The sequence below is a fragment of the Microbacterium sp. NPDC089321 genome, from assembly GCF_040684935.1.
Taxonomy (GTDB): Bacteria; Actinomycetota; Actinomycetes; order Actinomycetales; family Microbacteriaceae; genus Microbacterium.
The window spans coordinates 87,382-112,603 of sequence record NZ_JBFBGX010000003.1 but is presented as its reverse complement, the minus strand read 5'-3'; the positions used below and the strand labels follow the sequence as shown (position 1 = coordinate 112,603).

Genomic DNA, 25,222 nt, shown 5'->3' with positions numbered 1-25,222 from the left:
CGATCGCAGACGCACTGCGTCGCACGCCGCAACAGTTCGACACACGACGCGCACGGCGGAGCCCCGGCGGAGCATCATGAGCAGATGACTTCCCCTGGTGCCGAGACGACGCCGGCTTTCGCGACCGCGCAGGTGCAGGGCGGCTACCAGCCGACCGGGGTGATCAGCGCCGTCCCGCCGATCCATCAGACAGCGGCGTACGAGTTCTCCTCGCTCGCCGAGGCGGCCGACCTGTTCGCCCTGCGCAAGACGGGCATCATCTACAGCCGCAACGCCAATCCGACCCAGCAGATCCTCGAAGAGCGGGTCGCGCTGCTCGAGGGCGGGGCGAGCGCAGTCGCCGTCGCCTCCGGCCAGGCCGCCGTGGCGGTCACGATCCTCGCGCTCGTGCACCGCGGCGGACACGTCGTCGCAGCCGACCAGCTGTACGGCGGCACGATCGACCTGCTGCAGGAGACGCTCGACGACTTCGGCATCTCGGTGACCTTCGTCGACCAGGACGACCTCGGCGCCTGGCGCGATGCCATCACCCCGCGCACCCGCCTGCTGTTCGCCGAGTCGGTCGCGAACCCGATCGCCCAGGTGCTCGACATCCGGGCGGTGGCCGACATCGCGCACGAGGCCGGCGTGCCGCTCGTCATCGACAACACGGTGGGAACTCCCCATCTCGTGCGCCCCGGCGAGCACGGCGCCGACTTCGTCGTGCACTCGGCCACCAAGTTCCTGTCGGGGCACGGCAGCTCTCTCGGCGGCGTGGTGGTCGATCAGGGCAGCTTCGACTTCGGTGCGCAGCCCGAGCGCTGGCCGCAGTTCACCGGACCGTACACGCGCTTCGGTGACCTCGTGCTGTGGGAGCGCTTCGGCCGCGGAGGCGCATTCGCCGCCCTCGCGAAGTCGAAGTACGTGCACGATCTCGGCCCGTCGCTATCGCCGTTCAACGCCTGGCAGATCCTGCAGGGAATCGAGACGCTCGACCTGCGGGTCGCACGGCAGTCGGCGACCGCGCGCCTGCTCGCCGAGCACCTGGCGCAGCATCCCGCCGTCGCCCGGGTGCATCACCCCTCGCTCGGCGGCAACCCGTGGAACGAGCTCGCCTCGCGGTATCTGCCGAGAGGTGCCCCGTCGGTCTTCTCGTTCGACCTCGTCGGCGCCGAGGATGAGCATGCGTTCGCCCGTGTGGCGAGCGTCGTCGATGAGCTGCGGGTCTTCCGTCTCATCGCGAACATCGGCGACGCGCGCAGCATGGTCGCCCATCCGGCGTCGATGACCCACTCGCACCTGACGGCGGCCCAGCGGGAGGCCGCGGGGATCTCGCTGAACACGGTGCGCGTCTCGGCGGGGCTCGAAGACCCCGCCGATCTCATCGCCGACCTCGACCGCGTGCTCGCGCCACTGCGGGAGCATGCTCTCGTCGGCGCACGCTGACACGAGCGCCGACGATGTCCGGGGCCCCGATACGCTGAAGGCATGACCGGACTCCGATGGGGCATCCTCGCCACCGGCGGCATCGCCACCGCCTTCGCATCCGACCTGCGCGCCGCCGGTCTCGACCTCGTCGCGGTGGGCTCGCGCTCGCAGGAATCGGCTGACGCGTTCGCCGCGCGCTTCGGCATCCCCCGCGCGCACGGCTCGTACGCCGGCCTCGCCGAAGACCCCGACGTCGACATCATCTACGTCGCCACACCGCATCCCATGCACCACGAGGATGCGCGTCTCGCCCTGCAGAACGGAAAGCACGTTCTCGTCGAGAAGGCGTTCACCGTCAATCGCGCAGAGGCCGAGGACCTGCAGTCCCTCGCCGCCGAGAAGGGCCTGCTCGCCATGGAGGCGATGTGGACGCGCTACCTTCCGCACATGATCCGCGTCCGCGAGATCATCGCCGAGGGCACGCTCGGCGAGATCCGCTCGGTGTCGGCCGAGCACACGCAGAATCTGCCGACCGACCCAGCGCACCGGCTCAACGATCTCGCACTCGGCGGCGGAGCCCTTCTCGACCTGGGCATCTACCCGATCTCGTTCATCTGGGACGTGCTCGGCGAGCCCGTCGACATCACCGCGACCGGCCGTCTGCTCGAGACGGGGGCGGATGCCGAGGTCGCGACGATCATGACCCATGCCGGCGGCGTGATCTCGACCTCGCTGTCGTCGTCGCGCGCCGCAGGCCCGAGCGCCGCGGTGGTGCTGGGCACCGAGGCCCGGATCGAGGTGGGACCGTTCTTCCTCGCTCCCTGCGCGGTGCGCGTGATCGCCCCGGATGGAACGGTCATCGAGGAGTTCGACGGAAGCATGAAGGACGGTGAGGGCCGCGGCATGCACTATCAGGCGCTGGCCGCTGAGCGCGCCGTCGCGGCGGGCGACACCGACGGTTCGCAGCTCGCCCTCCCCACCGCCGAGTCCGTGGCCATCATGGGCACCCTCGATGAGGTCCGCCGGCAGATCGGCGTCGTCTACCCGAGCGAGAGCTGACATGGCTGAGACATCGGGCCGCGTGGCGGTCTACCTCGACTTCGACAACATCGTGATCTCCTGGTACGACCGGGTGCACGGTCGCAACGCCTACGGCAAAGACCGCCAGCGCATCATCGACGACCCGCACGACGCCGGGGTCGCCGAGCGCCTCAAGCAGGCGACGATCGAGGTCGGCGCGATCATCGACTACGCGTCGTCGTTCGGCACGCTGGTGCTCACCCGCGCCTACGCCGACTGGTCGTCTCCGGTGAACGCGGAGTACCGCTCGCAGCTCGTCGCCCGCGCGGTGGATCTCGTGCAGCTGTTCCCCGCAGCGGCGTACGCCAAGAACGGCGCCGACATCCGACTGGCCGTGGACGCCGTCGAAGACATGTTCCGTCTGCCCGATCTCACTCACGTCGTGATCGTCGCCGGCGACAGCGACTACGTGCCGCTCGCGCAGCGCTGCAAGCGGCTCGGCCGCTACGTGATCGGCGTGGGGGTCGCCGGCTCGACGGCGAAGTCGCTCGCCGCCGCCTGCGATGAGTTCGAATCGTACGACTCGCTTCCCGGCGTCGTCCGTCCGACCCCGGATGCCCCGGCCGCCGCGTCGACGAAGGACAAGCCCGAGCCGAAGAGCGCCACGAAGACACGGCGCGCACGCACCACGGCGCCCAAGCAGGATGAGCAGTCCGAGGCGACCTCGCTGCTCGTGCGCGCGCTGCGCCTGGGCCATGACAAGACCGATTCCGACGAATGGCTGCACGCCTCTGCCGTGAAGACGCAGATGCGCCGGATGGATCCCTCGTTCAGCGAGAAGGCCCTCGGGTACCGCTCGTTCAATGACTTCCTGCGCTCGCGCGACGACGCCGCCGAGCTCGAGGAGAGCGGTCACGAGCGGCTCGTGCGCCTCAAAGAGGCGTGACGCTCGCGGGCGGCGCGGTGCTTCCCGCCCCTCCGCCGCTCACTGATTGCTGAAGGCGGCGTCGAACGACGCCTGCGGCTGAGGCCACAGCAGCGAGCGCACGTACTTCACGGCCTCCGCAGCGCCGTGCAGGCGGTCCATGCCGGCATCCTCCCATTCGATGGAGATCGGCCCGGTGTACCCGATCGCGTCGAGGGCCCGGAAGGAGTCCTCCCAGGGCACGTCGCCGTGTCCGGTCGACACGAAGTCCCAGCCGCGTCTGGGGTCGCCCCACGGCAGGTGCGAGCCGAGCACGCCGGCACGGCCGTTGTGCGGACGCATGCGGGTGTCCTTGCAGTCGACGTGGTAGATCCGGTCCTTGAAGTCCCAGATGAACCCGACCGGGTCGATGTTCTGCCACATCATGTGCGACGGGTCCCAGTTGAAGCCGAAGGCCTCGCGGTGTTCGATCGCCTCCAGGGCGCGAACCGAGCTCCAGTAGTCGTAGGCGATCTCGCCCGGGTGCACCTCGTGGGCGAACCGCACGCCTTCGGCGTCGAACACGTCGAGGATCGGATTCCACCGGTTCGCGAAGTCCTCGAAGCCGCTCTCGATGACCGATGCCGGTACGGGCGGGAACATGGCCACATAGGGCCAGACCGACGATCCGGTGAAGCCCACCACCGTGTCGACGCCGAGCTTGCGCGCCACGCGCGCCGCGCGCTTCATGTCGTCGGCGGCACGCTGCCGCACGCGCTCCGCCTCGCCGTCCCCCCACACGTAGTCGCGCAGGATCGCCTGGTGCCGGAAGTCGATCGGGGCGTCGCAGACGGCCTGCCCCGCCAGGTGGTTCGAGATCGCGAAGATCTGCAGTCCGTGACGGTCGAGGATCTCCTTCCTCGACGCGACGTAGGCGTCGTCCTCGTCGGCGAGCTTCAGATCGAGATGATCGCCGGATGCAGCCACCTCCAGGCCGTCATAGCCCCACGAGGCGGCGAGACGCGCGACCTCCTCGAACGGCAGATCTGCCCATTGCCCGGTGAACAGGGTCACGGGGTGCGTGCTGGCGGTCATGCGGGTTCTCCTTCGAGACGATCGGACGATGCGGACGCGCGGGTGCGCCGGACGACGAGGATGTTCAGTGCTGCGACGAGCACACCGCCGACGGCGGCGGCGAGCAGGCAGCCGACGGCTGCGGCGAAGCCGAGGTGCTCGGCGAGCCCGCCGGTGACGGCTGAGGCGATCGCCTGGCCGACGATGATGCCGCTGGCGAGCAGCGTCATGGTGGTCGCCATGCGGCGGGGCGGAGCAGCGGCCGCACCCGCGCTGTTGAGGGTGACGAGCAGGGCGCCGGCGGCGGCCCCGACGAGCAGGAGGACGAGGATCATGCTCCACACGGCATTCACGAACGACATGCACACGGCCGCGACGACGAGCACCGAGGCGGACACGGCCCAGCGTGTCGCGAGAGCGACCCGCTCGGGCAGCGCGACCAGCGCGATCGCCGAGACAGCGCTGGTCACTCCCATGCAGCCGTACACCAGGCCAGTCTGCTCCTCGAGGCCCTGAGCGCGAAGGAATGCGGTGAGCGCGACCAGCGCAGCGCCGAAGAATGCGCCCATGAAGAACATGCCGCCGATCGGCAGCGCGACGAGGGGGCGCAGCAGCAGCGGTCGTCCCCCTCGCTCCGGTGCCGTCGCGTGCGGATGCGGACGCACAGCCGCCGCCGTCGGGTGCCAGGCGAACGCGAGCACGAACACCAGGGTGATCGCCGCTGCGGTGAGCATCGGCACGGCGGGGCCGAAGCCCGCACCCAGGATGCCCACGAGCACAGGACCGCCGACGAACGACAGCTCGTCGGCCATGCCCTCGTAGCTCATCGCGGCGGACATGCGCCTGCGACTGCGGTCGTCGCCCACGAGCAGCGCCATCCAGCGGGTGCGCGCCATCGACGAGATCTGCGGGATCGTCGCGCCGGCGAGCAGGCACGCAGCGGAGAGGACGACGAGCGGCACCTCGGCGAAGGCGGCGGTGACGACGCCGATCAGCGCGGCGGTGTTCACGAGCGCGACCGCGGTGAGCACCGGCCGCTGCCCCCAGCGGTCGGCCGCGGCGCCGAGCAGCGGTGCGCCGATTCCGGAGGCGATGCCGAGCGTGGCCGATGCGATGCCGGCCTCCGCCAGCGATCCGCGCGCCACGGCCACCAGCGTCAGCACTCCGACGACGTTCATCGCCACCGGCAGGCGACCGAGGAAGGCGATGACGAAGAAGTGCCAGCCGGCCGCGGTGCGCAGCTCGCCGAAGGCGGAGGTCGGGGGCGTCATGGACGCGTCAGCGCCCGGTGACGTCGGCGACCCAGCGGGCGGTGTGGTGGGCGCTCTCGAACGGGTCCATGCTGGCGCGGTCGACCTCGATGATGACCCAGCCGTCCCAGCCGTCCGGCAGCGCGGCGAGCGTGCCGGTGAGGTCGAGGTCGCCGAGGCCCGGTTCGCGGTAGAGGCCGAGATCGGTTGCCCGCTCGTAGGTGAGCTCGCCGTCACGGGTGCGGCGGGCGAGGTCGAGGTCGAGATCCTTCAGGTGCAGGTCCTGCACCCGGTCCGCCCAGGTCGCGATCGCATCCTTCGCGCTGATCCCCGCCCACTCCAGGTGGCCGATGTCGAAAGCAGCGCCCAGGCGCGACGCGTCGATGGCGTTCAGCACGTGCTCGTACTCGTGCTGCGTCTCGATCCAGGTGCCCACGTGGTTGTGCAGGCCGGGCTTCACGCCTTCGGCGTTGAGCACGTCGACCGCCTCGTCGATGAGGTCGGTGAGCTCGTCCAGGCGGTCCTGGCGGAAATCGTGTCCCACCGCCGGCTTCGTCCAGCGGATGGCGGTCTGGTCGACCTCGGCCGCGAGAAAGACGGTCTTCAGACCGAAGTAGTTCGACTCCTCGGCCTTGCGGCGCACGCCGTCGAACCAGTGGATGCGCTCGAACGTGCCGCGCTCGAGCCGTCCGCCATGGTCGCTCGCCAGCGGAACCTGCACGTAGCCAGGGGCGAGAGCGAGGCCGGAGTCGGCCACCATCGCGGCGTAGCTCTGCAGCGTCTGGGTGTCGAGGACCTCCATCATCGTGGCGCCGAACCCGGCGTCCTTGATCGCGCGGAGCACCTCGGGGTACTCGGCGACGAAGGCCGGGTCGGCGAACCGCCACAGACTCGCGCTGTCGAGGTCGTCAGGATCCTCCTTCACGTTGATCCACTGGATGGCGTTGAGAGCGAACTTCAGTTCCGAGAGCGGCATTGCGATGGTCCTTGTCTTTCTCGTCAGAGGGAGGTGGTCACTTCAGACCCGTGGCGGCGACGCCCTGGATGAAGTACTTCTGCAGGAACAGGAACAGGATGAGGATCGGCAGCAGCACGACCATGGCTCCGGCCAGCAGCAGGCCGAAGGAGATGGAGTTGGATGCCTGGGAGGCCACCGACAGCCCCACCGGGGCGGTGTAGGTGTCCTGCGACTGGGCGACCACGAGCGGCCAGAGGAAGTTGTTCCAGGAGGTGAGGAACGACAGGATCGCGACGGTCGCGAGCCCTGGCCCGGTGAGCGGCAGGAACACCCTGAAGAAGATCCGGCCCTCCCCCGCGCCGTCCAGGCGCGCCGCCTCCATCAGCTCGTACGGCACGCCGTGCGCGAACTGACGCATGATGAACACGCACAGCGGCAGGGTGAGCACCGGCAGGATGATGGCGATCAGCGAGTCGACCAGGCCCATCTGCACGACGATCACGAACTGCGGCACGAAGAGTGCCACGTAGGGCACGATCATCGAGGCGATCACCAGCGGGAACACGACGTTCTTGCCGCGGAAGCGCAGCTTCGCCAGGGCGTACCCCGCCATCGCGCTGAAGACGACGTTGCCTGCGATCGCGACGCTCGACACGATGAAGCTGTTCATCATGTAGTCGCCGAATCCGCGGTCACGGAAGAGCTGGATGTAGTTGTCGATCTGGAAGGTCTCGGGGAACCATGCCCCCGGGTTCGCGAGGAACTCGCCCTGCGTCTTGAACGAGCCGAAGAAGACCCAGACGAACGGCAGGAGCATGAAGACGGTGATGACGGCGAGGGCGGTGTAGTTGAGCGCCTGACGCGTCGGAGACAGGGTTTTCAATGTTTCGGCCTCAGAATTCGGAACTGGACGATCGCGACGACGCCGACGAGCACCAGCAGCAGCACCGACCCCGCCATCGAGGCGGAGACGTTGCCGAAGCCGAACTGCTCGTAGACCCACAGAGCGATCGACTTCGTGGAGCCGAGCGGACCGCCCTTGGTCAGCAGATAGGGCTCCTCGAAGATGTTCAGGAACGACACCGTCTGCAGCACCGTGACCAGCAGGGTGGTCGGGCGCAGCAGCGGCAGGGTGATGGACCACAGGCGGCGCCACGGGCCGGCGCCGTCGGTGGCTGCGGCCTCGTAGATCTCCTCCGGAACCGCCTGAAGGCCGGCGAGGAAGAGGATCATGCAGGTGCCGGTGGTGCGCCAGACGCCCATGGCGACGACGGTGGTGACCGCCCAGCCGGGGTCGCCCAGCCAGTTCGGCTCGGGAAGCCCGAGACTGCCGAGCACGCTGTTCACCGGGCCGGTGATCGAGAACGCGTACTGCCAGATCACGGCGGCCGCCACGATGTTCGTGATGACCGGGATGTAGGCGGCAGCGCGGAAGAACGTCTTCAGCCGGCGGATGCCGTTGTTCAGCATGAGCGCGAGAGCGAGACCCAGCCCCATGCTGATGGGCACGCACAGCACCACGAAGAGCACGGTGTTGAGGAAGGCGCTCTGGAATCCCGGGTTCCCGATGATGGCGGCGAACCCGTCGAAACCGGTGAAGTTGACGTTGAGCGGGTCGCGGATGTCCCGCGCGGACATGTCCGTCAGGCTGGCGCCGATGGCGAGGACAGCCGGGACACCCGTGAACAGGAGGAAGATCACGAGGAACGGAGCGAGGAAGAGCCACGCGGTGGTGGCCTCCGCCCGCGAGCCCTCGTGCGCCTTCCGGACCCCCCGGGGACGCCGTGCCGGCGCCCCCGGGGTGACCACAGTGCGAGTCGCAGAGGTGGTGGTGGTCATGATCGGAGTCAGTTGCCCATCCCGATGGACTCGGCCTGTGCCTGCGCCGCGTCCAGCGCTTCCTGCGCGGATGCACCCCCACGGACGACCTTCTCCATCTGCTCGCCGATCACGGTGCCGACCTGTGTCCAGGTCGAGACCTTGGGCAGGTTGACGCCCGACTCGAGGCCCTTCTCGACCGTCTCGAGCACGCGGTTGTCTGCGAGCGCGGGGTCCTCCCATGCCGCCTTCACTGCGGGCATGTTCTTGAAGATCTCGAACCACTTGACCTGGCTCGAGGGCTCGGACATGAAGCGCGCGAACTTCCAGGCGCCGTCCTTGTTCTCGGAGTCGGAGGGGACCATCCAGCTGCCGCCGCCGACCGTGGTCGCGGCGTCGCCGTCGGGACCGGTCGGCATCGGGGCGAGCGTCAGGTGCTCGTCCGACCAGCCGGCGCCGTTCGCGTCGTCGAACCAGCTGATGAACCAGGGTCCGCCGTCGACGATCTCGGCGTTCTTGCCGCTGCTCGTCCAGGGAACGGTGTCGAGGAACGCGGGGCCGTCGGACGACGCGAGTCCATCCGTCTTGAGGCCGGAGAGGAACTCCAGGGCCTCGACGTTCTCCTCCGAGTTGATCGTCCAGGTGGAGAGGTCGTCGGAGATGAAGCCGCCGCCGTTCTGCACGGAGAACGCGAGCAGCTGGCGCGCCGTGTAGGCGTCGTAGCTCGAGTCCAGCGCGAGGGGGTACTCGGTGCCGGCGTCCTTCAGCTTCTCGGCGAAGGTGCGCAGGCTGTCCCAGTCGGTGGGCACCTCGGCACCCGCCTTCTCGGCGAGGTCGGTGCGGATGATCTGCATGTTCGCATAGGCGTACCACGGCACGCCGTACGCGACGTCGTCGTAGACCGAGTTGTCCCAGATGACCTCGAAGAAGTCGTCCGGATCGACCAGCTTCTCCGGCACGGCGTCGAAGCCGCCGGTCGCGATGAGTGAGGACTGCGTCTCGGTGAACGCGTAGATCAGGTCCGGCACCGTGCCGGCCGTGATCGCCGCCGTCATCTTCGATGCGAACTCCGCCTCGGGCACCTGCGTCATGTTGATCTCGACGTCGGGGTTGTCCTTCTTGAACTCGTCGAACATCTGGGGCAGCTCAGCACCGTCGGCGCCCTGCGTCCAGATCTCGATGGTCCCGGTGGCCGGCTTCTCGTCGACGGTCATGGCGTCGCCGCCGGCCGTCCCGCCGTCTTCCGCCGCGCGGCCGCAGCCGGTGAGCAGCAGGGCGCTGGATGTCAGAAGTGCGATCCCGAGCATCGTCGCTCGGCGTCGCGAAGGGGAAAGGGGGTACATCGCGATCATCTCCTTGGTGTTGGGTGGTGCGTCGGGTCAGAGGGAAGCGGCGACCGCGCGGGCGATCCGCACGGAGAGGGTGGCGCCGGTCAGCGTCGAGTTGCAGGTGAGCGCCGTCGGGATCACGCCGTTGCCGGCGAGGAAGAGGTTGTCGAAGCCCCAGACGCGACCGTCGGTGTCGACGACGCTGGTGCCGTCGTCCTCCGCGCCCATGCGCACGGAGCCGGTGTAGTGCAGAGAGGCGCCGGGAGGCAGGATCTCGGAGTCTCCGTCGGGGAACGAGCCGATGGCGTTCGCGGCGGCCCGCTGCACCTGCATGGTCTGGCGGATCACCTCCATGTCCTTCTCGGAGTACGAGAAGTGCACGGTCATGTGCGGCATCCCCAGGGTGTCGGTGAGCTCGTCCGAGAATTCGATCCGGTTCTCGGGCCGGATCTCCGTGGCGCAGTACCAGCCGACGCCCAGCACATGCTGTCCGTCGAATTCGCGTTCCATGAGCTGCCCGTGCGCGGGCCGCTCGGCTCCGATAGAGGGGCTCCAGTACGAGCCGATGAACGGCTCGCCCGCCGGCGGCTTCGGGATGTCGGCGTCGCTGAGCCCCAGGCGCGCGGCGTCGATGACGACGTCGCCGTCGATGGAGGCGTGCTCGTTGAGGCGCACTCCCAGCGCCTCGGGCCGGATCCCGGATGCCCACAGCAGCTGCGGCGTGCGCAGGGCGTCGCCTGCGACCAGCACCTCGCGCGCCGAGAAGACCGTCTCCTCGCTGCTGGCGAGGTCGCGGCCGACGACGCCGGTGACGCGGGAGCCGTCGTGCTCCAGGCGGGTGACGAACACCCCGGTGCGCAGCTGCAGCGCTGGTTCGCTGGCGTCGAACAGGGAGGGGGTGATGTCACGCGGGCCGGTGCGGGCGAACGGCCGGTCGACGTGCGGGATGCCGGCCATCGGCATGTATCCGAACTCGCGCTCCGGGTCGGGGCTGGGCACCGCGGCACGGATCGCCTCGAAGATCGGCTCGGTGAAGGGGTTCTCGACGAGCGGTCCGACATAGGTGCGCAGCAGGCTGCGAGCGGTCTCCAGGTCGGCATCCCATTCCGCCCGCGGGAGGAAGTCGGGGATCTCCTCGGCGTAGGGCCAGGGCGTGGCCGCGGTCCAGTGCACGCCCATCCCTCCGATGTTCCACGCCAGCGAGGCGCCGGGGAACTGCGCGAAGTTGTGTCCGAAGAACGCGGCGGGGAACACGCCGGTCGACGACGGGTCCCAGCTGTCGCCCTCGATGCTGTTCATCGAGGCAGCGCCCTTGACGTACTCGATCTGCCGCGCGCGGCGCATGAGGTCCTCGTACGAGGCGTTCATCGCGTTCTCGTCGACCTCGACGAGGTGCTCGCCGTCGACGCCCGTGATGCGGGAGCCGGCCTCGAGCACGAGGATGCGGGCCTCGGGCCTGCGCTCGTGCACCTCGCGGGCGATGATCGCGCCGTTCGGGCCGGAGCCGACGATCACGAGGTCGTAGTTCTCTGTCATCTGTGTTCCTTGTCTGCGTTGAATCAGGAAGCGCTGCGTGTGCTCAGGAGACCGGGGTGTCGACCCAGCGCTCCTCATGGGCCGCGAGGAGCACCGCCTCGGTGAGCTGGGCGGCGCGGACGCCGTCCTGGAACGTCGGCAGGCCGTCGGGGAGCTCGTCGCCCCGGATGGCCGCGTACGCGTCGGCGACGAAACCGTTGAATGCGTCCTGGTAGCCCTGGGCGTGACCGGCGGGCACCGTCGAGAAGCGAGCCACTCCGGGGTGGGCGGTCTCGGGGTCGCGGAAGAGCTGTCTGCTGCCCTCCCGCTGACCGACCCACAGCTCCTCCGGACGCTCCTGATCGAAGCGGATGCTCGCGTGGGCGCCGTGGAGCTCGAGGGTGAGCGCGTTCTTCCGGCCGGCTGCCATCTGCGAGATGAGCAGCGTGCCGATCGCTCCCGAGGCCATCTCGACGAGGATCGAGACGGCGTCCTCGTTGGTGACCGGACGACCGCCTCGCTCGTCGTACACCCTGCGTGTGCGTGCGGTCAGCCGCGCGATGCGCTCGCCTGCCACGAACTCGAGCAGATCGCACAGGTGCGAGCCGATGTCGGCGAAGGCGCGGGAAGGCCCTCCGTCGGCCGCTGTGACACGCCAGTCGTCGTCTCCGGGTCGCAGCATCCAGTCCTGCAGGTACCCGCAGTCGACAGTGAGGAGCTCGCCGATCTCGCCGGCCGCGACTCTCGCGCGCGCCTCGCGCACCATGGGGTGGTAGCGGTAGACGAACGGCACAGCGGCGACGACGCCGCGCTCCTCGGCAGCGGCCGCGAGAGCGCGCGCGTCCTCCGCACGGGTCGCCAGCGGCTTCTCGCAGATCACGTGGATGCCGGCCCGGATCACCTCGAGGGCCAGTTCGGCGTGCGTGGCGTTGGGCGTGCAGACGTGCACGATGTCGATGTCGTCCGCGAGCAGTTCCGCGATGTCGGCGGCGGCCCTCGCAATGCCGAGATCCTGCGCCGCCGCGAAACCGCGCTCGGGAGTCGAACTCGCGAGAACGGCTGTGATCGCACCGGCCGCGCGTGCCGCGCGGCTGTGCACCTGGGCCATGAAGCCCCCGCCGAGGAAACCGGATCGGATCGTTCCGACGCCTGTTGCTGTGACATCCGTTGTCATGTGGATGATTCTGACACGACTCGACACACTTTTGCTAGATCAAAATCAAAAGTATTTCTGTCGTCGTCATATGTCGGTCCTGTTCTGCACGGAAGCGTGTGCTTTACTGACTCCGTGAGTGACGTCGAGAGGCTTTCCGCGAGCGCCGCGCCAGGTGCCGGAGACATGCTGCAGACGCTGCTGGACGGGCGAGCGCGCACCAAGGCCGATCTCGTCCACCTCACCGGGCTGGCCAGGTCGACGGTCTCCTCACGGGTCGACGCGCTGCTGGCATCCGGGTTGATCACGCCCGCAGGCGAAGGCGCCTCGACCGGCGGCCGCCCGCCGTCGCGCGTCGCGTTCAATCCGCAGGCCGGCGCCGTGCTCGCAGCCGATCTCGGCGCCTCGCACGCGACCACCGCCGTCGCCGATCTCAGCGGCCGCATCCTCGCATCGCGCACGCGGCAGATCGACATCGCCTCGGGGCCGACGGCCGTGCTCGAGGCGGCGCTGTCGGACTGGGCGCTGCTGCTCGATGAGATGAGCGCGGCCGGCATGCCGGTCGTCGGAGTCGGCATCGGCGTGCCGGGCCCGGTCGAGCACTCGACGGGACGCCCGTACAACCCGCCCATCATGCCGGGCTGGGACAGATTCGACGTGCCGGGATACGTGCAGCGCACCTTCGACGTGCCCGTGCTCGTCGACAACGATGTCAACATCCTCGCGCTCGGCGAGCAGGCGATGAGCTTTCCGGATGCCTCGGACCTCATCTTCGTCAAGGTCGCGACGGGCATCGGAGCGGGAATCATCTCGGGCGGTCAGCTGCAGCGCGGCGCCAAGGGGTCGGCGGGCGACCTGGGCCACGTGCGCGTGCCCTACTCCCCCGATTCCTCGCTGCAGCCAGGCGACGAGCGGGAGCTGGAAGAGCTCGCCAGCGGAACCGCCATCGCAGGGGCGCTGCGCGCGCAGGGTCTCGAGGCGGAGAGCAGCGCAGACGTCGTCGAGCTCGTCCGCTCGGGAAACGTGGCCGCCATCGACGCCACCCGGCAGGCGGGACGCGAGGTCGGCGAGGTGCTCGCGACGGTCGTGAACCTGCTCAATCCGTCGATCATCGTGCTGGGCGGCAGCGTCGCCCGGGCCGGAGAGCATCTGCTGGCCGGCGTACGCGAGGTCGTGTACCGGCGTTCCATTCCGCTCGCCACGCAGCACCTGGCGATCGTGCAGACGCAGGCGGGCGAACGCGCCGGTGTGCTCGGCGCCGCGATCATGGTCGCCCGGGAGGTGCTGTCCCCCGCGAACGTGGACGCCCTCGTCGCGCGCGGCGCGAGCAGAGCCGGCTGAGAATCGCGTCCCGCAGACGGGCGCAGCGGCTGACCCTGTCGCTCGGCCGAGTGCGTTGCTAGGCTGGCGGGCACGTCTGGGGGGACGAAGCCGGGGACGCGACTCAAGGAGGAGACGTCATGCTGAGAAGACCTGCTCATCGCGCTGTGGCCGCCGCTGCGGCCGTAGCGCTCACCGCCACTCTGACACCGGCCGCCGCATCGGCCGCGCAGGGCAGGGGCGCAGGCGATGCCCCTCCGGGCAAGGAGCGCCAGGCAGAGCAGTACGTCGACCGGACTCTCGAGTCCATGACGCTCGAGGAGAAGATCGGACAGCTCTTCATCCTCTTCGCCTACGGCCCGTCGGCCGATACGGCAGACCCGCGCAACACCAAGATGTACGGCGAGGCGAGTGCCGCCGAGATCGTCGACGAGTACGAGCCCGGTGGTTTCATCCTGTTCTCGGCACGCGACAACGTGACCGACCCCGAGCAGGTCGCCACGCTCTCGAACGGCCTGCAGGCGGCAGCCGCGGATGCCGGCGCCGGCATCCCGATGCTGATCAGCACCGACCAGGAGCAGGGTCTCGTCACCCGCATCGGATCACCCGCGACGCTCTTCCCGGGCAACATGGCCCTCGGCGCCGGCCGCAGCGCGAAGGACACCCGCCGCGCCGCCGCCATCACCGGCCAGGAGCTGCTCGCCATGGGCATCCACCAGAACAACGCCCCCGATGCAGATGTCAACGTCAATCCCGACAACCCTGTGATCGGCGTCCGCAGCTTCTCGTCCGACCCCGACCTCGTCGCACAGCTCACCGCCGCAGCCGTGCGCGGCTATCAGGACGACGCCGGCATCGTCGCGACCGCCAAGCACTTCCCCGGTCACGGTGACACCGCCACCGACTCCCACACCGGCCTGCCCGTGATCACCCACACCCTCGAGGAGTGGCAGCGGATCGACGCACCGCCGTTCGAAGCCGCCATCGCGGCCGGGGTCGACTCGATCATGACCGCCCACATCGTGGTGCCCTCGCTCGACGACAGCGGCGACCCCGCCACCCTCTCGAAGAAGATCGTCACCGGTCAGCTGCGCGAGGCGCTCGGATTCGAAGGGGTCATCGTCACCGACGGCCTCGAGATGGCCGCCGTGCGGCAGAAGTACGGCGACGGCGAGGTCGCGGTGCGCGCGATCGAAGCCGGAGTCGACCAGCTGCTGCTTCCCGCCGACCCGCCCGCCGCGTACGCGGCCGTCGAGCAGGCGCTCGACTCGGGACGTCTCACCGAAGAGCGGATCGACGAGTCGGTCGCCCGCATCCTGAAGATGAAGTACGACCAGGGCGTCATCAAGCGTCCCACCGTCGAGGTCGACAAGGTGATGAACGTCGTGGGGCGCCAGGGAAGCCTGCGTGCCGCCGAGAAGATCACCGACCGCACCACGACCCTCGTGCGCAACGAGAACGACGCACTGCCGGTCGCGGTCGACGGCAAGTCGGTGCTCGTCACCGGATACGGAGAGGCGACCGGACGCACGCTCGCCGCCGAGCTCACCGCTCGCGGCGCGACCGTCACGACTCTCCCCACCGGAACCGCCCCCTCGGCGGGTCTCATCGACCAGGCCACCGCGGCCGCCGCAGAGCACGACGTCACCGTGGTGCTCACCAACGGCGTCACCGCGACGAGCAGGCAGAAGCAGCTCGTCGCCGCCCTCGACGGCACCGACACCCACCTCGTCGTTGCCGGGGTGCGCAACCCCTACGACGTCAACCAGCTGCCCGGCGTCGACAACTTCATCGCCACGTACTCGTACGCGACCCCCGCCCTCGCGTCGCTCGCGAAGCTGATCACGGGCGAGATCGAGCCGCAGGGCAAGCTGCCGGTCGACATCTACAGCAGCGCCGGCTCGGGTGAGGTCCTCTACCCGTTCGGCCACGGACTGGGGTGGTGAGCACGATGGTCATCAGCAGACGAGGAGTGTTCCGTGCCGCCGGCATCGCCGCGGCGAGCGCGGCGGGAGTGGTCGCCACCGGCGGATCGGCTTTCGCCGCCGGCAAGCCCGACAAGCCCGGAAAGCCGGATAAGCCCGGCAAGGGTCGTCCGGTTCGCAACGGAGCCGACATCGCGGCCGCCGATCGCTGGCGGATCTTCGCCGGACGACGGGTCGGCGTGATCACCAACCCCACGGGCGTGCTCGAGGACTTCACGAGCATCGTCGACGACATGGTGGCTCACGACGTCGACCTGCGTGCGGTGTTCGGCCCCGAGCACGGCTTCCGCGGCACGGCCCAGGCGGGCGAGGCCGAGGAGACCTCGGTCGACCCCCGCACCGGAGTCACGGTGTACGACGCGTACGGTGCCACGGTCGCGAAGTTCGCCGGCTTCTTCGCCCAGGCCGAGGTCGATACCGTCGTGTTCGACATCCGCGATGTCGGCGTGCGGTTCTACACCTACATCTGGACCATGTGGACGGCTATGCAGGCGGCCGCGCAGGCGGGAGACCTGCGCTTCGTGGTGCTCGATCGCCCGAACCCGCTCGGCGGCCGGGCTCGCGGCCCGGTGCTGCAGCCCGGCTTCACCTCGGGCGTCGGGCTGCTGGAGATCGCGCAGCAGCACGGCATGACGGTGGGCGAGCTCGCGCGCTACTTCAACGCGACGTTCATGCAGCGCGCCGGCCAGAAGCCCCTGACCGATCTGCAGGTCGTCGAGGCCGAGGGCTGGCGCCGTCAGATGGTCGGGCCGGACCAGGCCGAGCGGTGGATCCCGCCGTCGCCGAACATGCCGACGCCGCAGACGGCCGTGCTCTATCCCGGCACCGGGATGGTCGAGGCCACCGACTGGTCGGAGGGGCGGGGTACGACGCGCCCGTTCGAGCTGATCGGAGCACCGTACCTCGACTACCGGTGGGCGGCGGCTCTCAACGAGCGCAAGCTGGCCGGCGTCGAGTTCCGTGAGGCGTACTTCACGCCGACGTTCTCGAAGAACGCCAACAAGGTGTGCGCGGGCGTGCAGGTGCACATCATGGATGCCGAGAAGGTGGATGCCATCGCCGTGGCCACCCACATGCTGGTCGAGGCGCGTCGCCTCTACCCCGACTTCGCATGGCGCGGGGACGGCGGCAGGTGGATCGGCCTGCTCACCGGGTCGGGACGCTTCCAGCAGCAGCTCGAAGCCGGCGCATCGGCCGAGGAGATCATCGCGGCCTGGCAGCCCGAGCTCGCTCGCTTCCGGGACGACACGGAACCGTTCCTGCTCTACCCGGGACCGCGCGAATGATGCGGCCGCGAGTGACACGTCTGGGCCTCGTCTGCGTCACGACAGCAGGCCTCCTCATCGCCGGTGGCCTCACCCCGGCGTACGCCGACGCCGCGGGCGCCGGCGGTCGCACCGGCCAGTACGACGCGCCGGCCGAAGGGTTCATGGACGCACGCACGGTGCTGCAGCAGGCAGAGCCTGCCGCGCTGGGTCTGGATCCGGCGCCCATCGACGCGGCGTGGGCATCGATTGACGCCTTCGCGTCGCCGTCGACGCCCGGCACCAAGCCGATGTACGCGTCAGCCGTGGGGGTCATGGGCCATCAGGGGCGCATCGTCAGCGAGCACCACACCGGGTACTCGCTGCTCTACGCCGACGCCGACACGAAGCTGCCGGCCGATGAGCGGATCGCCGCCCAGCAGGACACGATCTACGACATGGCATCGGTGAGCAAGCTCTTCACCTCGATCGTGATCATGCAGCTCGTCGAGAAGGGCCTGGTCGATCTCGACGCGACCTATGGCAGCTATGTGCCCGAGTTCGCGAACGGCGGCAAGGAGACCATCACCGTCCGGCAGATGCTCACGCACACCTCGGGCCTGGTCTCGTGGCTTCCGCTGTGGAGCGCGTACGACGACAAGGCCGCACGGATCGGCGCCGTGATGGACGTGAAGGTGAAGAACCCGCCGGGAACGGTGTACGAGTACTCCGACCTCAACCTCATCTCCCTCGGCGTGCTCGCAGAGCGGCTGACCGGCTCGACTCTCGATCAGCTGGTCGAGGCGGGCATCACCGCACCGCTGGGCATGAGCGACACGGGGTACAACCCCGACGCGTCTCAGCGCGAGCGGATCGCGGCGACCGAGTTCCAGTCCTCCCCCGATCGCGGGATGGTCTGGGGCGAGGTGCACGACGAGAACGCCTGGAGCCTGGGCGGCGTCGCGGGCCACGCCGGCATCTTCTCGACCACGCGCGACATGGCGGTGCTGGCGCAGACCATGCTCAACGGAGGCGTCTACGGCGGCAGCCGCATCCTCTCCGAGGCGTCGGTCCTGGCGATGGTGACGGACGAGAACACCGAGTTCCCCGGCGATTCGCACGGACTGGGGTTCGAGCTGAACCAGCTCTGGTACATGGGTGGCCTCGCGGCGCCGTCGACCGCAGGGCACACCGGCTACACCGGCACATCGCTCGTGATCGACTTCACGTCGCGGTCGTTCGTCGTGCTGCTCACCAACCGCGTGCATCCCAGTCGCAGCTGGGGCTCGAACAATCCCGCCCGCCGCGCAGCGGCGCAGGGGCTCGCGCTCGCACTCGCGGTCTCACCGCAGAAGGGAAGGACGGCGTGGTTCGGCGGGACCGACGACGCGGCCGAGCACACCCTCTCGCTGGACGTGCCGAACGCCGCGGCAGGCACGCTGGAGTTCGATGTGTTCGCCGACATCGAGGCCACCGACGTGTTCGCTCTGGAGGGCTCTGCTGACGGCGGCCGCACCTGGTCGCCGCTGCCGTTCACGGTGCGGCGCGACGGCACATCCATCACCACCGACGGCACCTATGAGAACCAGGGTGCGCGCACGTGGGGCAGAGCCGAGGCGGCCGTTCCCGCGGGGACCACGGTGCTGCGCTGGCGCTACACCACCGATGCGAACACCCAGGGCCGTGGCCTGTACGTCGACGGCGTCAAGCTGCGTCAGGGCAGGAAGGTCGTCGTCAACGGAGAGGCGTCGCCCGACGCTTTCGTCGCGGAGGGCTTCATCGTGACCGACCGCTGACGCGGGTAGTGTCGAAGCATGGATCACGTGCCCCAGTCCCCGTATCTGCGGGCCCTGGGCGAGCAGCGGCCGGGTCTGCACCCGGCCCTGCACACGTACTTCTCGCCGGTGCCGCGCGGAAGCGTCGGCATCGGCGAGGGCGTGTTCGAGCGCGTCGGCACGCCGCGGCGCTGGCTGTGGCCCGTGCTGCGGGTGCTGCAGGGCAGCGGGGCCGTGCTCTCCGGATGGCACGAGAACGTGCCGTTCACCATCCGCAACCGCACGATCGCCGGTCGGGCCGTCAGCGTGCGAACCCTGCACCTGCCCGACGGCGACTGGGTCATGAAGGACACCGTCACCGCGCGCCCCGGCGGGCGGGTCATCGATCAGATCGGCGAGCCGACGGCGCTGGCTGTCGCGTTCGACGTCGCGATCGCCGAGCATGCGCTGACCCTGCGCAGCCGAGCGGTCGGCGTGCGCCTCGCGGGCGCCCGCGTGCGCATCCCGCGCATCGCCGCGCCGGTCGTGCGCCTGCGCGAGAGCGCCGAGAAGCAGGCGGGTCTGCAGCGGATCGAGCTGACGGTCGATGTGCCGCTGATCGGCCGCATCTACGAGTACTCGGGCACGTTCTCGTTCCGCATCGAGCAGGAGCGGGAGTGACGCGCGTCGTCGTCGGCGGATCGACGGGTTTCATCGGTCGGCACCTTCTGCAGAAGTACCGCACGGAAGGGCGAGAGGTCATCACGATCTCGCGGTCCGGCGCAGATCTGACCTGGGGCGACCAGGGCGGCATCGACGCGGCCGTCGACGGCGCGGCTCTCGTGATCGGGCTCGCCGGCAAGAGCGTGAGCTGCCGGTACACGCCCGAGAACCGCGCGGAGATCCTCCGTTCCCGGATCGACACGACCGCCGCGCTCAGCACGGCGATCCGTCGGGCGGCCATGCCTCCGGCGCTGTGGGTGAACTCTTCGACGGCGACGATCTACCGGCACGCAGAAGACCGCCCGATGACCGAATCCGGCGGCGAGCTCGGCACCGGATTCTCGGTGGAGGTCGCGAGGGCGTGGGAGCGGGCGCTGATGGCGGATGTCCTTCCGGCGACCCGCCGAGTGGCGCTGCGCACCGCGATCGTGCTCGGCGACGCGGGTGTGCTCGGCCCGCTGCGGAACCTCGCCCGGCTGGGCCTCGGCGGCACGCAGCTCGACGGCCGGTGGCCGGTCTCGGCCGCACGACGGGCGGCGGGCACTGCGCACCTTCCGGGTGCGAGCGGCGGGAGGCAGCGGTTCAGCTGGATCCACGTCGACGATGTGCTCGGCATCATCGACTTCGTCGAACGGCATCCCGATCTCGACGGTCCGATCAACGCCTGCACGCCGAACCCGGCCGACAACCGCACCTTCATGGCTGCGGTGCGCCGCGCCGTCGGCGCACGCATCGGCCCTCCCCTGCCTCGGTGGATGCTGGAGCTGGGCGCCATGGGCATCCGCACCGAGACAGAGCTGATCCTCAAGAGCCGGTGGGTGCTGCCGGAGAAGCTCATCGCCGCCGGCTACGTCTTCCGGCATCCGGATCTCGACGGAGCGCTGCGCGCCTCCCTCGTCTGATCCGGTTCAGTCGGCGCCAGCGGCCCGCTGCTGGCGCAAGGCGGGCAGGTAGCCCACGACGCCGAGCATGCTGAAGGCGCCGGCCGCGACGATGGCGATGATGGTGCTCGTCGACTGGGCGAGCGGCATGAGCGCGAGCAGTCCGAGACTGTATGCGCCGCCGGCGATCATCGAGTTGATCGACAGCACCATCGCCCTCGTCTCCGGGCCGCTCTGCCTGTGCAGCAGGGCGTTGTGCAGCGGCCCCGCCGCTCCGTGCGTGAGGTACGCGAACCCGTAGCCGATCAGCAGACCGACCGGTCCTGCGGCGACGCCCATCACCACCACGACGGCGCCGTTGAGGAGCCGCACGAGCATCGCCGCTCCTGCGGGTCCCAGCCGCCGTCGCACGAAGACGACCGATGACGAGCCGACGGCGAACAGTCCCCACGCGACGGCGGAGGCCGGCCCGAACACGGCGGCCGCCGCGCTCTCGCTGCCGAACTGCTCGGTGAGACGCACAGGTGCGAGCGACTCGAACGCGATCATGGCGATGCTCCAGAACACCTCGACGAGCACGAGCCCCCGCAGCACCCGCGAACCGCGAAGAAGCCTGAGCCCCCCGCGCATCGCGAGCGGCGTCTCGCGGACGGCGAAGGCCAGCGACGCACGCTCGCGGTGCGGCTCGCGCACCAGCAGCGCCACCAGCACGCCGAACAGCGCGTAGACGGCGGCCGAGACGATGTACGGCAGCACGAGCGCCGAAGAGCCCGCGATCGGATGCCAGGCCACCAGCGCGCCGCCGGCTGCTGCGCCGAGGGCGATGGTCGTACCGAGCGCCGCGGCCGCCCGGCCGAGCGACCTGTCGAGCTCGGCATCCGGATCGTCGGCGAGCGCGGCGTCGACGAACCAGGCCTCGAGCGGGCCCGAGTCCAGCGCGCGGAACAGACCCTGCAGCACGAGCGCGACGGCGAAGACGACGAACGACTCGGCCATGAGGAACACCCAGGTGGATGCGACGGCGATGGCGGCGCCTGCGAGCAGCAGCGGCCTGCGGCCGATGGCATCCGCCAGTCCTCCGGTGGGAAGCTCGAGGCCGAGCACCACGAATCCCTGCAGCGACATCAGCACGCCGATCTCGGCGAGGCTGAGTCCGCGCTCGAGTGGCAGCAGGACGATCATGCCGAACGTGAGACCCGCCGGCAGCCAGCGCATCGCGGTGAGCAGGACGAATCGCCGCTCGGCCTGGCGCAGCGTGAGCGCGCTCATGGTCGGGTCGGACCCTGGCCGGCCTCATGGGGAGGCGGGCCTGCCGGACGGCCGCCCGACGAGAACTGCAAGGGGGCGGCGTGGGTGGTGACGTGCAGCCGGACCGCGTCCTGGTCACCGGCGCCGACGGTGCGATAGCGGTCGAGCACCTCGGCCAGTTCGGCGTGCATCGCCCGGGCCTGCTCCGGGGTCACCTCCACCACGGTGTCACTGAGGCCGAGAGCATCGCGCCATTCGGCCGACCAGCCCGGAGCGGCCTCCTCCCACCGCTCGGCGCGCTCGACGAAGTCCCGCAGGTACGCTCGCTGAAGCCAGCCGACGGCGGCTGCGGCGTCGGGTCGATCGTCGAAGTCGGATGGCGACCAGGAGTGGAAGTCGCTCGTCGCCCGCCATTCTCTGCGCCGGCCGACACCCTCCCCCGTGTCCGTGACCAGGCCCACCTCGGCCAGCTGCCGGAGGTGGTAGCTGGTCGCCCCCGAGTTCGTGTCGAGCAGGCGCGCCAGGTCCGTCGCGGTCGCCGGACCGCGCATCCGCAGGAGTCCGGGGATGCGCGCCCGCAGCGGATGCGCGAGCACCCGGATCTGCTTCTCATCGAGACGGATCCCGCGACCCTCGTCCTCAGTCATAGACCCATGGTGTCAGCCCACCCGCGGTATGCACAAGTTCTTTGCATAGTTTCTATGCACAGTGGTGACGTCGGTGGAGCCGGCATCCGGAGGATCAGGCGCGGCCTCAGGCGTCGCCGAGGTCGTCTCCGCGCTCCCGCTTGCGCTTCTCGATCTCCTGCCGAAGCCGCCACTCCTCGATCTCGCGGTCGAGGTCGGCGATCTGCTGCTCCGTCGTGCGCGAATCGGCCGGAGGGGCTGTCGCAACCGGGGGCGCGGCGGAGGTATCGAGTCGCGCGGGCCGACCGATCCGGATCCCGCCCTCCGGATACTCACGGCCGATCGCGAACCACAGCACGCTGCCGATGAGCGGCAGCAGGATCACCAGCAGCAGCCAGACGAACTTCGGCATGAACCGCACCTGGCTGTCGTCGCGACGGATGATGTCGACGAGCGCGAACACCATCAGGGCGATGGTGATCAGCGTGAACAGGAACGGCATGATCTCAGATTAGACCGTCCTCGGCGCACGGGACCCTCCGGCATCGACGTCGCAGATCCGTCGACGCAGAAGCGCGCAGGCCGAAGATCGTGCATAGGATCGTCGTGCATCGACCATGATCTTCGCGCACACCCCAGGAGCAGCCCCATGCCCGTCGCATCATCCGCGGCCCCGAGGAACGAGCTCGACGCCACCGACCGCCTCATCCTGTCTGAGCTCAGCCGGAACGGCCGCATCTCCAACTCGGATCTCGCGGCGATCGTCGGAGTCGCCGAGTCGACCTGCCTCAAGCGCGTGCGGGCACTGCAGGCCAACGGGGTCATCGTCGGCTTCCACGCCGAGATCTCCCCGGCGGCCATCGGGCTGCACCTCGAAGCGCTCATCTCGATCCGGCTGCACGCGCACGCCCGGGGCGATCTTCGTCGGTTCCAGTCCTATCTCGAGGACCTGCCCGCCACCGAGCGCGTCTACTTCCTGGCGGGCGACCGCGACTTCCTCGTGCACGTGGCCGTAGCCGATGCGACCGTCCTGCGCGAGCTGGTGTCCGACACGATCAGCCTCCGCCCCGAAGTCGCGTCGACGAGCACGAGCCTGATCTTCGCTCAGGCGCCGGGCGCGAGGGGCCTCTGATCACCCCGCCGAGCCGGCCGGCCTGTCACTCCGCGCCGGTCGCGACCGGCCGCCCCGGGGTGTTCGACCACGCGCTCCATGAGCCGGGGTAGACCGTCACGTCTCTTCCGGCGATCGCGCCGGCGAGTGCCAGCTGGGCTGCGGTGATGCCCGACCCGCAGTACGCGGCGGTCGCCGTGCCGGCCGTGGCTCCGACGGCGTCGAAAGCAGCCGCGATGTCGGATGCCGGGCGGAATCGCGCATCATCGGTGAGCAGCTGCCCGATCGGCAGGTTCTTCGCGCCAGGGACGTGCCCGGCGATCGGATCGATGGGCTCGGTCTCGCCGCGGTAGCGCTCAGCGACCCGGGCATCCAGCAGCGTGCCCCTGTCTGGCCAGCCGGCGGCGGCCTCGGTGTCGATCACGCCGTCGTCGCCCGGCGACCCGAGAACGATGTCCCCCGGGGCCACGACGACCTCACCCGTCTCGACTTCCCCGCCGATGCTCAGCCAGGCCTGCCAGCCGCCGTCGAGCACCCGCACCTCCAGCCCCGCGCGTCGCAGGGCCCACCAGGCGCGGGACGCGGGAAGCATCCGGTCGTCGTCGTAGACCACCACCGACGCACCCTGCCGCACACCCCACCGGCGCGCGGCCGCGGCGAGCGCGGCGTCGTCGGGCAGCGGGTGACGGCCCTCGTGCGGCTCCCCGTGACGGGTGAGGTCACGCTCGACGTCGACGAAGACCGCTCCGGGGATGTGCCCGGCGAGGTACTGGTCGTGACCGTCGGTGCGGCCGAGCGACCAGCGGGCGTCGAGCACATGCACGGTGTCGAGCCGCTCGCGCAGCTCGGCGGCGGAGATGATCGGATGCATGGCGAGCGTTCCTCCGGTCAGGGGACGATGTGGCCGCCGAGGCGGAACAGCTCGTACCACTCGGCGCGGGTGAGCTCGACGTCTGCTCCGGCGGCGGCGTCGGCGACGCGCTGCGGGGTGGTCGTGCCGAGCACGACCTGCATCTTCGCCGGGTGGCGCGTGATCCAGGCCGTGGCGATGGCGATCGGGGCGACGTCGTACTTCGCGGCGAGCCTGTCGATGACTGCATTCAGCTCGGGGTGCTTCGGATTGCCGAGGAAGACCCCGTCGAAGAACCCGGCCTGGAACGGCGACCACGCCTGAACCGTGATGCCGTTGATGCGGCAGTAGTCGACAATGCCCCCGCCGTCGCGGACGACGCTCTGCTCCTCCCCCGCCATGTTCGCGGCGATCCCCTGCGCGATGATCGGCGAGTGGGTGATCGACAGCTGCAGCTGGTTCGCGATGAGGGGCTGGCTCACCGCCGTGCGGAGCAGATCGATCTGACGGGGAGTGTGGTTCGAGACGCCGAACGCGCGCACCTTGCCTGCGGCCTCGAGCTCGTCGAAGGCTCGGGCGACCTCATCCGGCTCGACCAGCGCGTCGGGGCGGTGCAGCAGCAGAACGTCGATGTAGTCGGTGCGCAGGGCCTTCAGCGAGCCCTCGACCTGGGTCGTGATGTGCTCGTACGAGAAGTCGAACATCTGCTGCGACGGCACGATGCCGCACTTGGTCTGCAGCACGATCTCGGATCGCTCCGCGGCGCTGAGCTGCAGGGCCGACGAGAAGCGCGCCTCGCAGACGTGCATGGCGCCGCCGTAGATGTCTGCGTGATCGAAGAAGTCGACACCGGCCGAACGCGCGGTGTCGTAGAGCTCGCGGACCTCGACATCGGTCTTGTCGGGGATGCGCATCATCCCGGCGATCACCGCGGGGGCGGTGCGGTTTCCGAACGGCACTGTCTTCATCGTTCCTCCTGAGGTCCGGTGACCACGCTACCCGCCACCGTCGACACCCGGCCCCTGGGGTGCGACATCGGCCGCGCAGCGGTTC

Annotated in this window: 23 protein-coding genes; 10 read left to right on the top strand and 13 right to left on the bottom strand. The window is 69.7% G+C overall.

The genetic code is table 11. The features are described 5' to 3' along the window. Nucleotides 1-84: 84 nt before the first annotated feature. From AB0N59_RS14050 to AB0N59_RS14040, 3 genes are read left to right on the top strand one after another with little or no spacing between them, the layout of a single operon-like run. Entirely contained in the window at nt 85-1,425 is a 1,341-nt protein-coding gene (locus tag AB0N59_RS14050; RefSeq protein ID WP_363484562.1) for an aminotransferase class V-fold PLP-dependent enzyme, read from the top strand. Between the two features lie 42 nt (nt 1,426-1,467). Next, complete coding sequence (locus AB0N59_RS14045) at nt 1,468-2,466, top strand: Gfo/Idh/MocA family oxidoreductase (protein ID WP_363484559.1); 999 nt, start codon at nt 1,468-1,470, stop codon at nt 2,464-2,466. Between the two features lies 1 nt (nt 2,467). After that, entirely contained in the window at nt 2,468-3,373 is a 906-nt protein-coding gene (locus AB0N59_RS14040; protein ID WP_363484556.1) for an NYN domain-containing protein, read from the top strand. A gap of 39 nt (nt 3,374-3,412) precedes the next feature. Here AB0N59_RS14040 and AB0N59_RS14035 read toward each other — a convergent pair whose 3' ends face one another. The 8 genes from AB0N59_RS14035 to AB0N59_RS14000 all read right to left on the bottom strand — a co-directional run bounded on the left by AB0N59_RS14035 (nt 3,413) and on the right by AB0N59_RS14000 (nt 12,448). After that, nucleotides 3,413-4,426 carry a sugar phosphate isomerase/epimerase gene (locus AB0N59_RS14035; protein WP_363484553.1) on the bottom strand — a complete coding sequence of 338 codons (1,014 nt, stop codon included), beginning with the start codon at nt 4,424-4,426 and terminating at the stop codon, nt 3,413-3,415. Beyond that, on the bottom strand, nt 4,423-5,676 hold the full coding sequence (locus AB0N59_RS14030; RefSeq protein ID WP_363484550.1) for an MFS transporter: 1,254 nt from the start codon (nt 5,674-5,676) through the stop codon (nt 4,423-4,425). Before AB0N59_RS14030 ends, AB0N59_RS14035 begins: the two co-directional genes overlap by 4 nt. A gap of 7 nt (nt 5,677-5,683) precedes the next feature. Beyond that, the gene (locus tag AB0N59_RS14025; RefSeq protein WP_363484547.1) at nt 5,684-6,631 is read right to left on the bottom strand and encodes a sugar phosphate isomerase/epimerase; all 948 of its coding nucleotides are present in this window, start codon (nt 6,629-6,631) and stop codon (nt 5,684-5,686) included. A 37-nt stretch (nt 6,632-6,668) separates the two neighbouring features. Continuing rightward, nucleotides 6,669-7,496, bottom strand: a complete 828-nt coding sequence (locus tag AB0N59_RS14020; RefSeq protein ID WP_239527967.1) for a carbohydrate ABC transporter permease — start codon at nt 7,494-7,496, stop codon at nt 6,669-6,671. Further along, nucleotides 7,493-8,452 carry a sugar ABC transporter permease gene (locus AB0N59_RS14015; protein ID WP_363484543.1) on the bottom strand — a complete coding sequence of 320 codons (960 nt, stop codon included), beginning with the start codon at nt 8,450-8,452 and terminating at the stop codon, nt 7,493-7,495. Before AB0N59_RS14015 ends, AB0N59_RS14020 begins: the two co-directional genes overlap by 4 nt. An 8-nt stretch (nt 8,453-8,460) precedes the next feature. Beyond that, complete coding sequence (locus AB0N59_RS14010; protein WP_363484540.1) at nt 8,461-9,738, bottom strand: sugar ABC transporter substrate-binding protein; 1,278 nt, start codon at nt 9,736-9,738, stop codon at nt 8,461-8,463. A gap of 72 nt (nt 9,739-9,810) precedes the next feature. Further along, entirely contained in the window at nt 9,811-11,295 is a 1,485-nt protein-coding gene (locus tag AB0N59_RS14005) for a GMC oxidoreductase (RefSeq protein ID WP_363484537.1), read from the bottom strand. Nucleotides 11,296-11,338: 43 nt separating this feature from the next. After that, on the bottom strand, nt 11,339-12,448 hold the full coding sequence (locus AB0N59_RS14000) for a Gfo/Idh/MocA family oxidoreductase (protein WP_363484534.1): 1,110 nt from the start codon (nt 12,446-12,448) through the stop codon (nt 11,339-11,341). A 165-nt stretch (nt 12,449-12,613) separates the two neighbouring features. Here AB0N59_RS14000 and AB0N59_RS13995 point away from each other — a divergent pair, with 165 nt between their 5' ends. From AB0N59_RS13995 to AB0N59_RS13970, 6 genes are all read left to right on the top strand, one after another. Further along, nucleotides 12,614-13,768 (top strand): ROK family protein, encoded by a 1,155-nt coding sequence (locus tag AB0N59_RS13995; RefSeq protein ID WP_363485010.1) that lies wholly within the window; start codon nt 12,614-12,616, stop codon nt 13,766-13,768. A gap of 119 nt (nt 13,769-13,887) precedes the next feature. Beyond that, nucleotides 13,888-15,693: a glycoside hydrolase family 3 protein gene (locus AB0N59_RS13990; RefSeq protein ID WP_363484531.1), complete on the top strand. Its 1,806-nt coding sequence runs from the start codon at nt 13,888-13,890 to the stop codon at nt 15,691-15,693. Between the two features lie 5 nt (nt 15,694-15,698). Further along, nucleotides 15,699-17,018 (top strand): DUF1343 domain-containing protein, encoded by a 1,320-nt coding sequence (locus AB0N59_RS13985; RefSeq protein ID WP_363485008.1) that lies wholly within the window; start codon nt 15,699-15,701, stop codon nt 17,016-17,018. A gap of 11 nt (nt 17,019-17,029) precedes the next feature. Continuing rightward, on the top strand, nt 17,030-18,772 hold the full coding sequence (locus tag AB0N59_RS13980; RefSeq protein WP_363484528.1) for a serine hydrolase: 1,743 nt from the start codon (nt 17,030-17,032) through the stop codon (nt 18,770-18,772). A gap of 18 nt (nt 18,773-18,790) precedes the next feature. Next, the gene (locus tag AB0N59_RS13975; RefSeq protein ID WP_363484525.1) at nt 18,791-19,411 is read left to right on the top strand and encodes a DUF4166 domain-containing protein; all 621 of its coding nucleotides are present in this window, start codon (nt 18,791-18,793) and stop codon (nt 19,409-19,411) included. Next, on the top strand, nt 19,408-20,355 hold the full coding sequence (locus AB0N59_RS13970; RefSeq protein ID WP_363484522.1) for a DUF1731 domain-containing protein: 948 nt from the start codon (nt 19,408-19,410) through the stop codon (nt 20,353-20,355). Before AB0N59_RS13975 ends, AB0N59_RS13970 begins: the two co-directional genes overlap by 4 nt. A gap of 6 nt (nt 20,356-20,361) precedes the next feature. Here the strand turns inward: AB0N59_RS13970 and AB0N59_RS13965 are convergent, their stop codons facing one another. The 3 genes from AB0N59_RS13965 to AB0N59_RS13955 form a co-directional block, all read right to left on the bottom strand. Further along, entirely contained in the window at nt 20,362-21,603 is a 1,242-nt protein-coding gene (locus AB0N59_RS13965; protein ID WP_363484519.1) for an MFS transporter, read from the bottom strand. Next, nucleotides 21,600-22,229, bottom strand: a complete 630-nt coding sequence (locus AB0N59_RS13960; protein WP_363484516.1) for a helix-turn-helix domain-containing protein — start codon at nt 22,227-22,229, stop codon at nt 21,600-21,602. The genes AB0N59_RS13965 and AB0N59_RS13960 overlap by 4 nt, the downstream gene beginning before the upstream one ends. A gap of 106 nt (nt 22,230-22,335) precedes the next feature. Beyond that, nucleotides 22,336-22,710 carry a PLDc N-terminal domain-containing protein gene (locus AB0N59_RS13955; RefSeq protein WP_363484513.1) on the bottom strand — a complete coding sequence of 125 codons (375 nt, stop codon included), beginning with the start codon at nt 22,708-22,710 and terminating at the stop codon, nt 22,336-22,338. Nucleotides 22,711-22,857: 147 nt separating this feature from the next. On the opposite strand from AB0N59_RS13955, the gene AB0N59_RS13950 reads away from it, so the two are divergent. Continuing rightward, complete coding sequence (locus AB0N59_RS13950; RefSeq protein WP_363484510.1) at nt 22,858-23,340, top strand: Lrp/AsnC family transcriptional regulator; 483 nt, start codon at nt 22,858-22,860, stop codon at nt 23,338-23,340. 25 nt (nt 23,341-23,365) lie between these two features. On the opposite strand, the gene AB0N59_RS13945 is transcribed toward AB0N59_RS13950, so the two are convergent. Together AB0N59_RS13945 and AB0N59_RS13940 are read right to left on the bottom strand one after the other, a co-directional pair. Further along, entirely contained in the window at nt 23,366-24,190 is an 825-nt protein-coding gene (locus AB0N59_RS13945; RefSeq protein WP_363484507.1) for a sulfurtransferase, read from the bottom strand. Between the two features lie 17 nt (nt 24,191-24,207). Further along, on the bottom strand, nt 24,208-25,137 hold the full coding sequence (locus AB0N59_RS13940; RefSeq protein WP_363484504.1) for an aldo/keto reductase: 930 nt from the start codon (nt 25,135-25,137) through the stop codon (nt 24,208-24,210). Nucleotides 25,138-25,222: the final 85 nt, after the last annotated feature.

Bases quoted from the DNA above. Each gene is read 5' to 3' on its own strand.
- AB0N59_RS14010 (WP_363484540.1), bottom strand. From the start codon at position 9,738: ATGCTCGGGATCGCACTTCTGACATCCAGCGCCCTGCTGCTCACCGGC.
- AB0N59_RS14050 (WP_363484562.1), top strand. From the start codon at position 85: ATGACTTCCCCTGGTGCCGAGACGACGCCGGCTTTCGCGACCGCGCAG.
- AB0N59_RS13960 (WP_363484516.1), bottom strand. From the start codon at position 22,229: ATGACTGAGGACGAGGGTCGCGGGATCCGTCTCGATGAGAAGCAGATC.
- AB0N59_RS13950 (WP_363484510.1), top strand. From the start codon at position 22,858: ATGCCCGTCGCATCATCCGCGGCCCCGAGGAACGAGCTCGACGCCACC.
- AB0N59_RS13985 (WP_363485008.1), top strand. From the start codon at position 15,699: ATGGTCATCAGCAGACGAGGAGTGTTCCGTGCCGCCGGCATCGCCGCG.
- AB0N59_RS14040 (WP_363484556.1), top strand. From the start codon at position 2,468: ATGGCTGAGACATCGGGCCGCGTGGCGGTCTACCTCGACTTCGACAAC.
- AB0N59_RS13945 (WP_363484507.1), bottom strand. From the start codon at position 24,190: ATGCATCCGATCATCTCCGCCGCCGAGCTGCGCGAGCGGCTCGACACC.
- AB0N59_RS14035 (WP_363484553.1), bottom strand. From the start codon at position 4,426: ATGACCGCCAGCACGCACCCCGTGACCCTGTTCACCGGGCAATGGGCA.
- AB0N59_RS14025 (WP_363484547.1), bottom strand. From the start codon at position 6,631: ATGCCGCTCTCGGAACTGAAGTTCGCTCTCAACGCCATCCAGTGGATC.
- AB0N59_RS14005 (WP_363484537.1), bottom strand. From the start codon at position 11,295: ATGACAGAGAACTACGACCTCGTGATCGTCGGCTCCGGCCCGAACGGC.
- AB0N59_RS13975 (WP_363484525.1), top strand. From the start codon at position 18,791: ATGGATCACGTGCCCCAGTCCCCGTATCTGCGGGCCCTGGGCGAGCAG.
- AB0N59_RS13965 (WP_363484519.1), bottom strand. From the start codon at position 21,603: ATGAGCGCGCTCACGCTGCGCCAGGCCGAGCGGCGATTCGTCCTGCTC.
- AB0N59_RS14015 (WP_363484543.1), bottom strand. From the start codon at position 8,452: ATGACCACCACCACCTCTGCGACTCGCACTGTGGTCACCCCGGGGGCG.
- AB0N59_RS13955 (WP_363484513.1), bottom strand. From the start codon at position 22,710: ATGCCGTTCCTGTTCACGCTGATCACCATCGCCCTGATGGTGTTCGCG.
- AB0N59_RS13995 (WP_363485010.1), top strand. From the start codon at position 12,614: ATGCTGCAGACGCTGCTGGACGGGCGAGCGCGCACCAAGGCCGATCTC.
- AB0N59_RS13990 (WP_363484531.1), top strand. From the start codon at position 13,888: ATGCTGAGAAGACCTGCTCATCGCGCTGTGGCCGCCGCTGCGGCCGTA.
- AB0N59_RS13940 (WP_363484504.1), bottom strand. From the start codon at position 25,137: ATGAAGACAGTGCCGTTCGGAAACCGCACCGCCCCCGCGGTGATCGCC.
- AB0N59_RS14000 (WP_363484534.1), bottom strand. From the start codon at position 12,448: ATGACAACGGATGTCACAGCAACAGGCGTCGGAACGATCCGATCCGGT.
- AB0N59_RS14030 (WP_363484550.1), bottom strand. From the start codon at position 5,676: ATGACGCCCCCGACCTCCGCCTTCGGCGAGCTGCGCACCGCGGCCGGC.
- AB0N59_RS14045 (WP_363484559.1), top strand. From the start codon at position 1,468: ATGACCGGACTCCGATGGGGCATCCTCGCCACCGGCGGCATCGCCACC.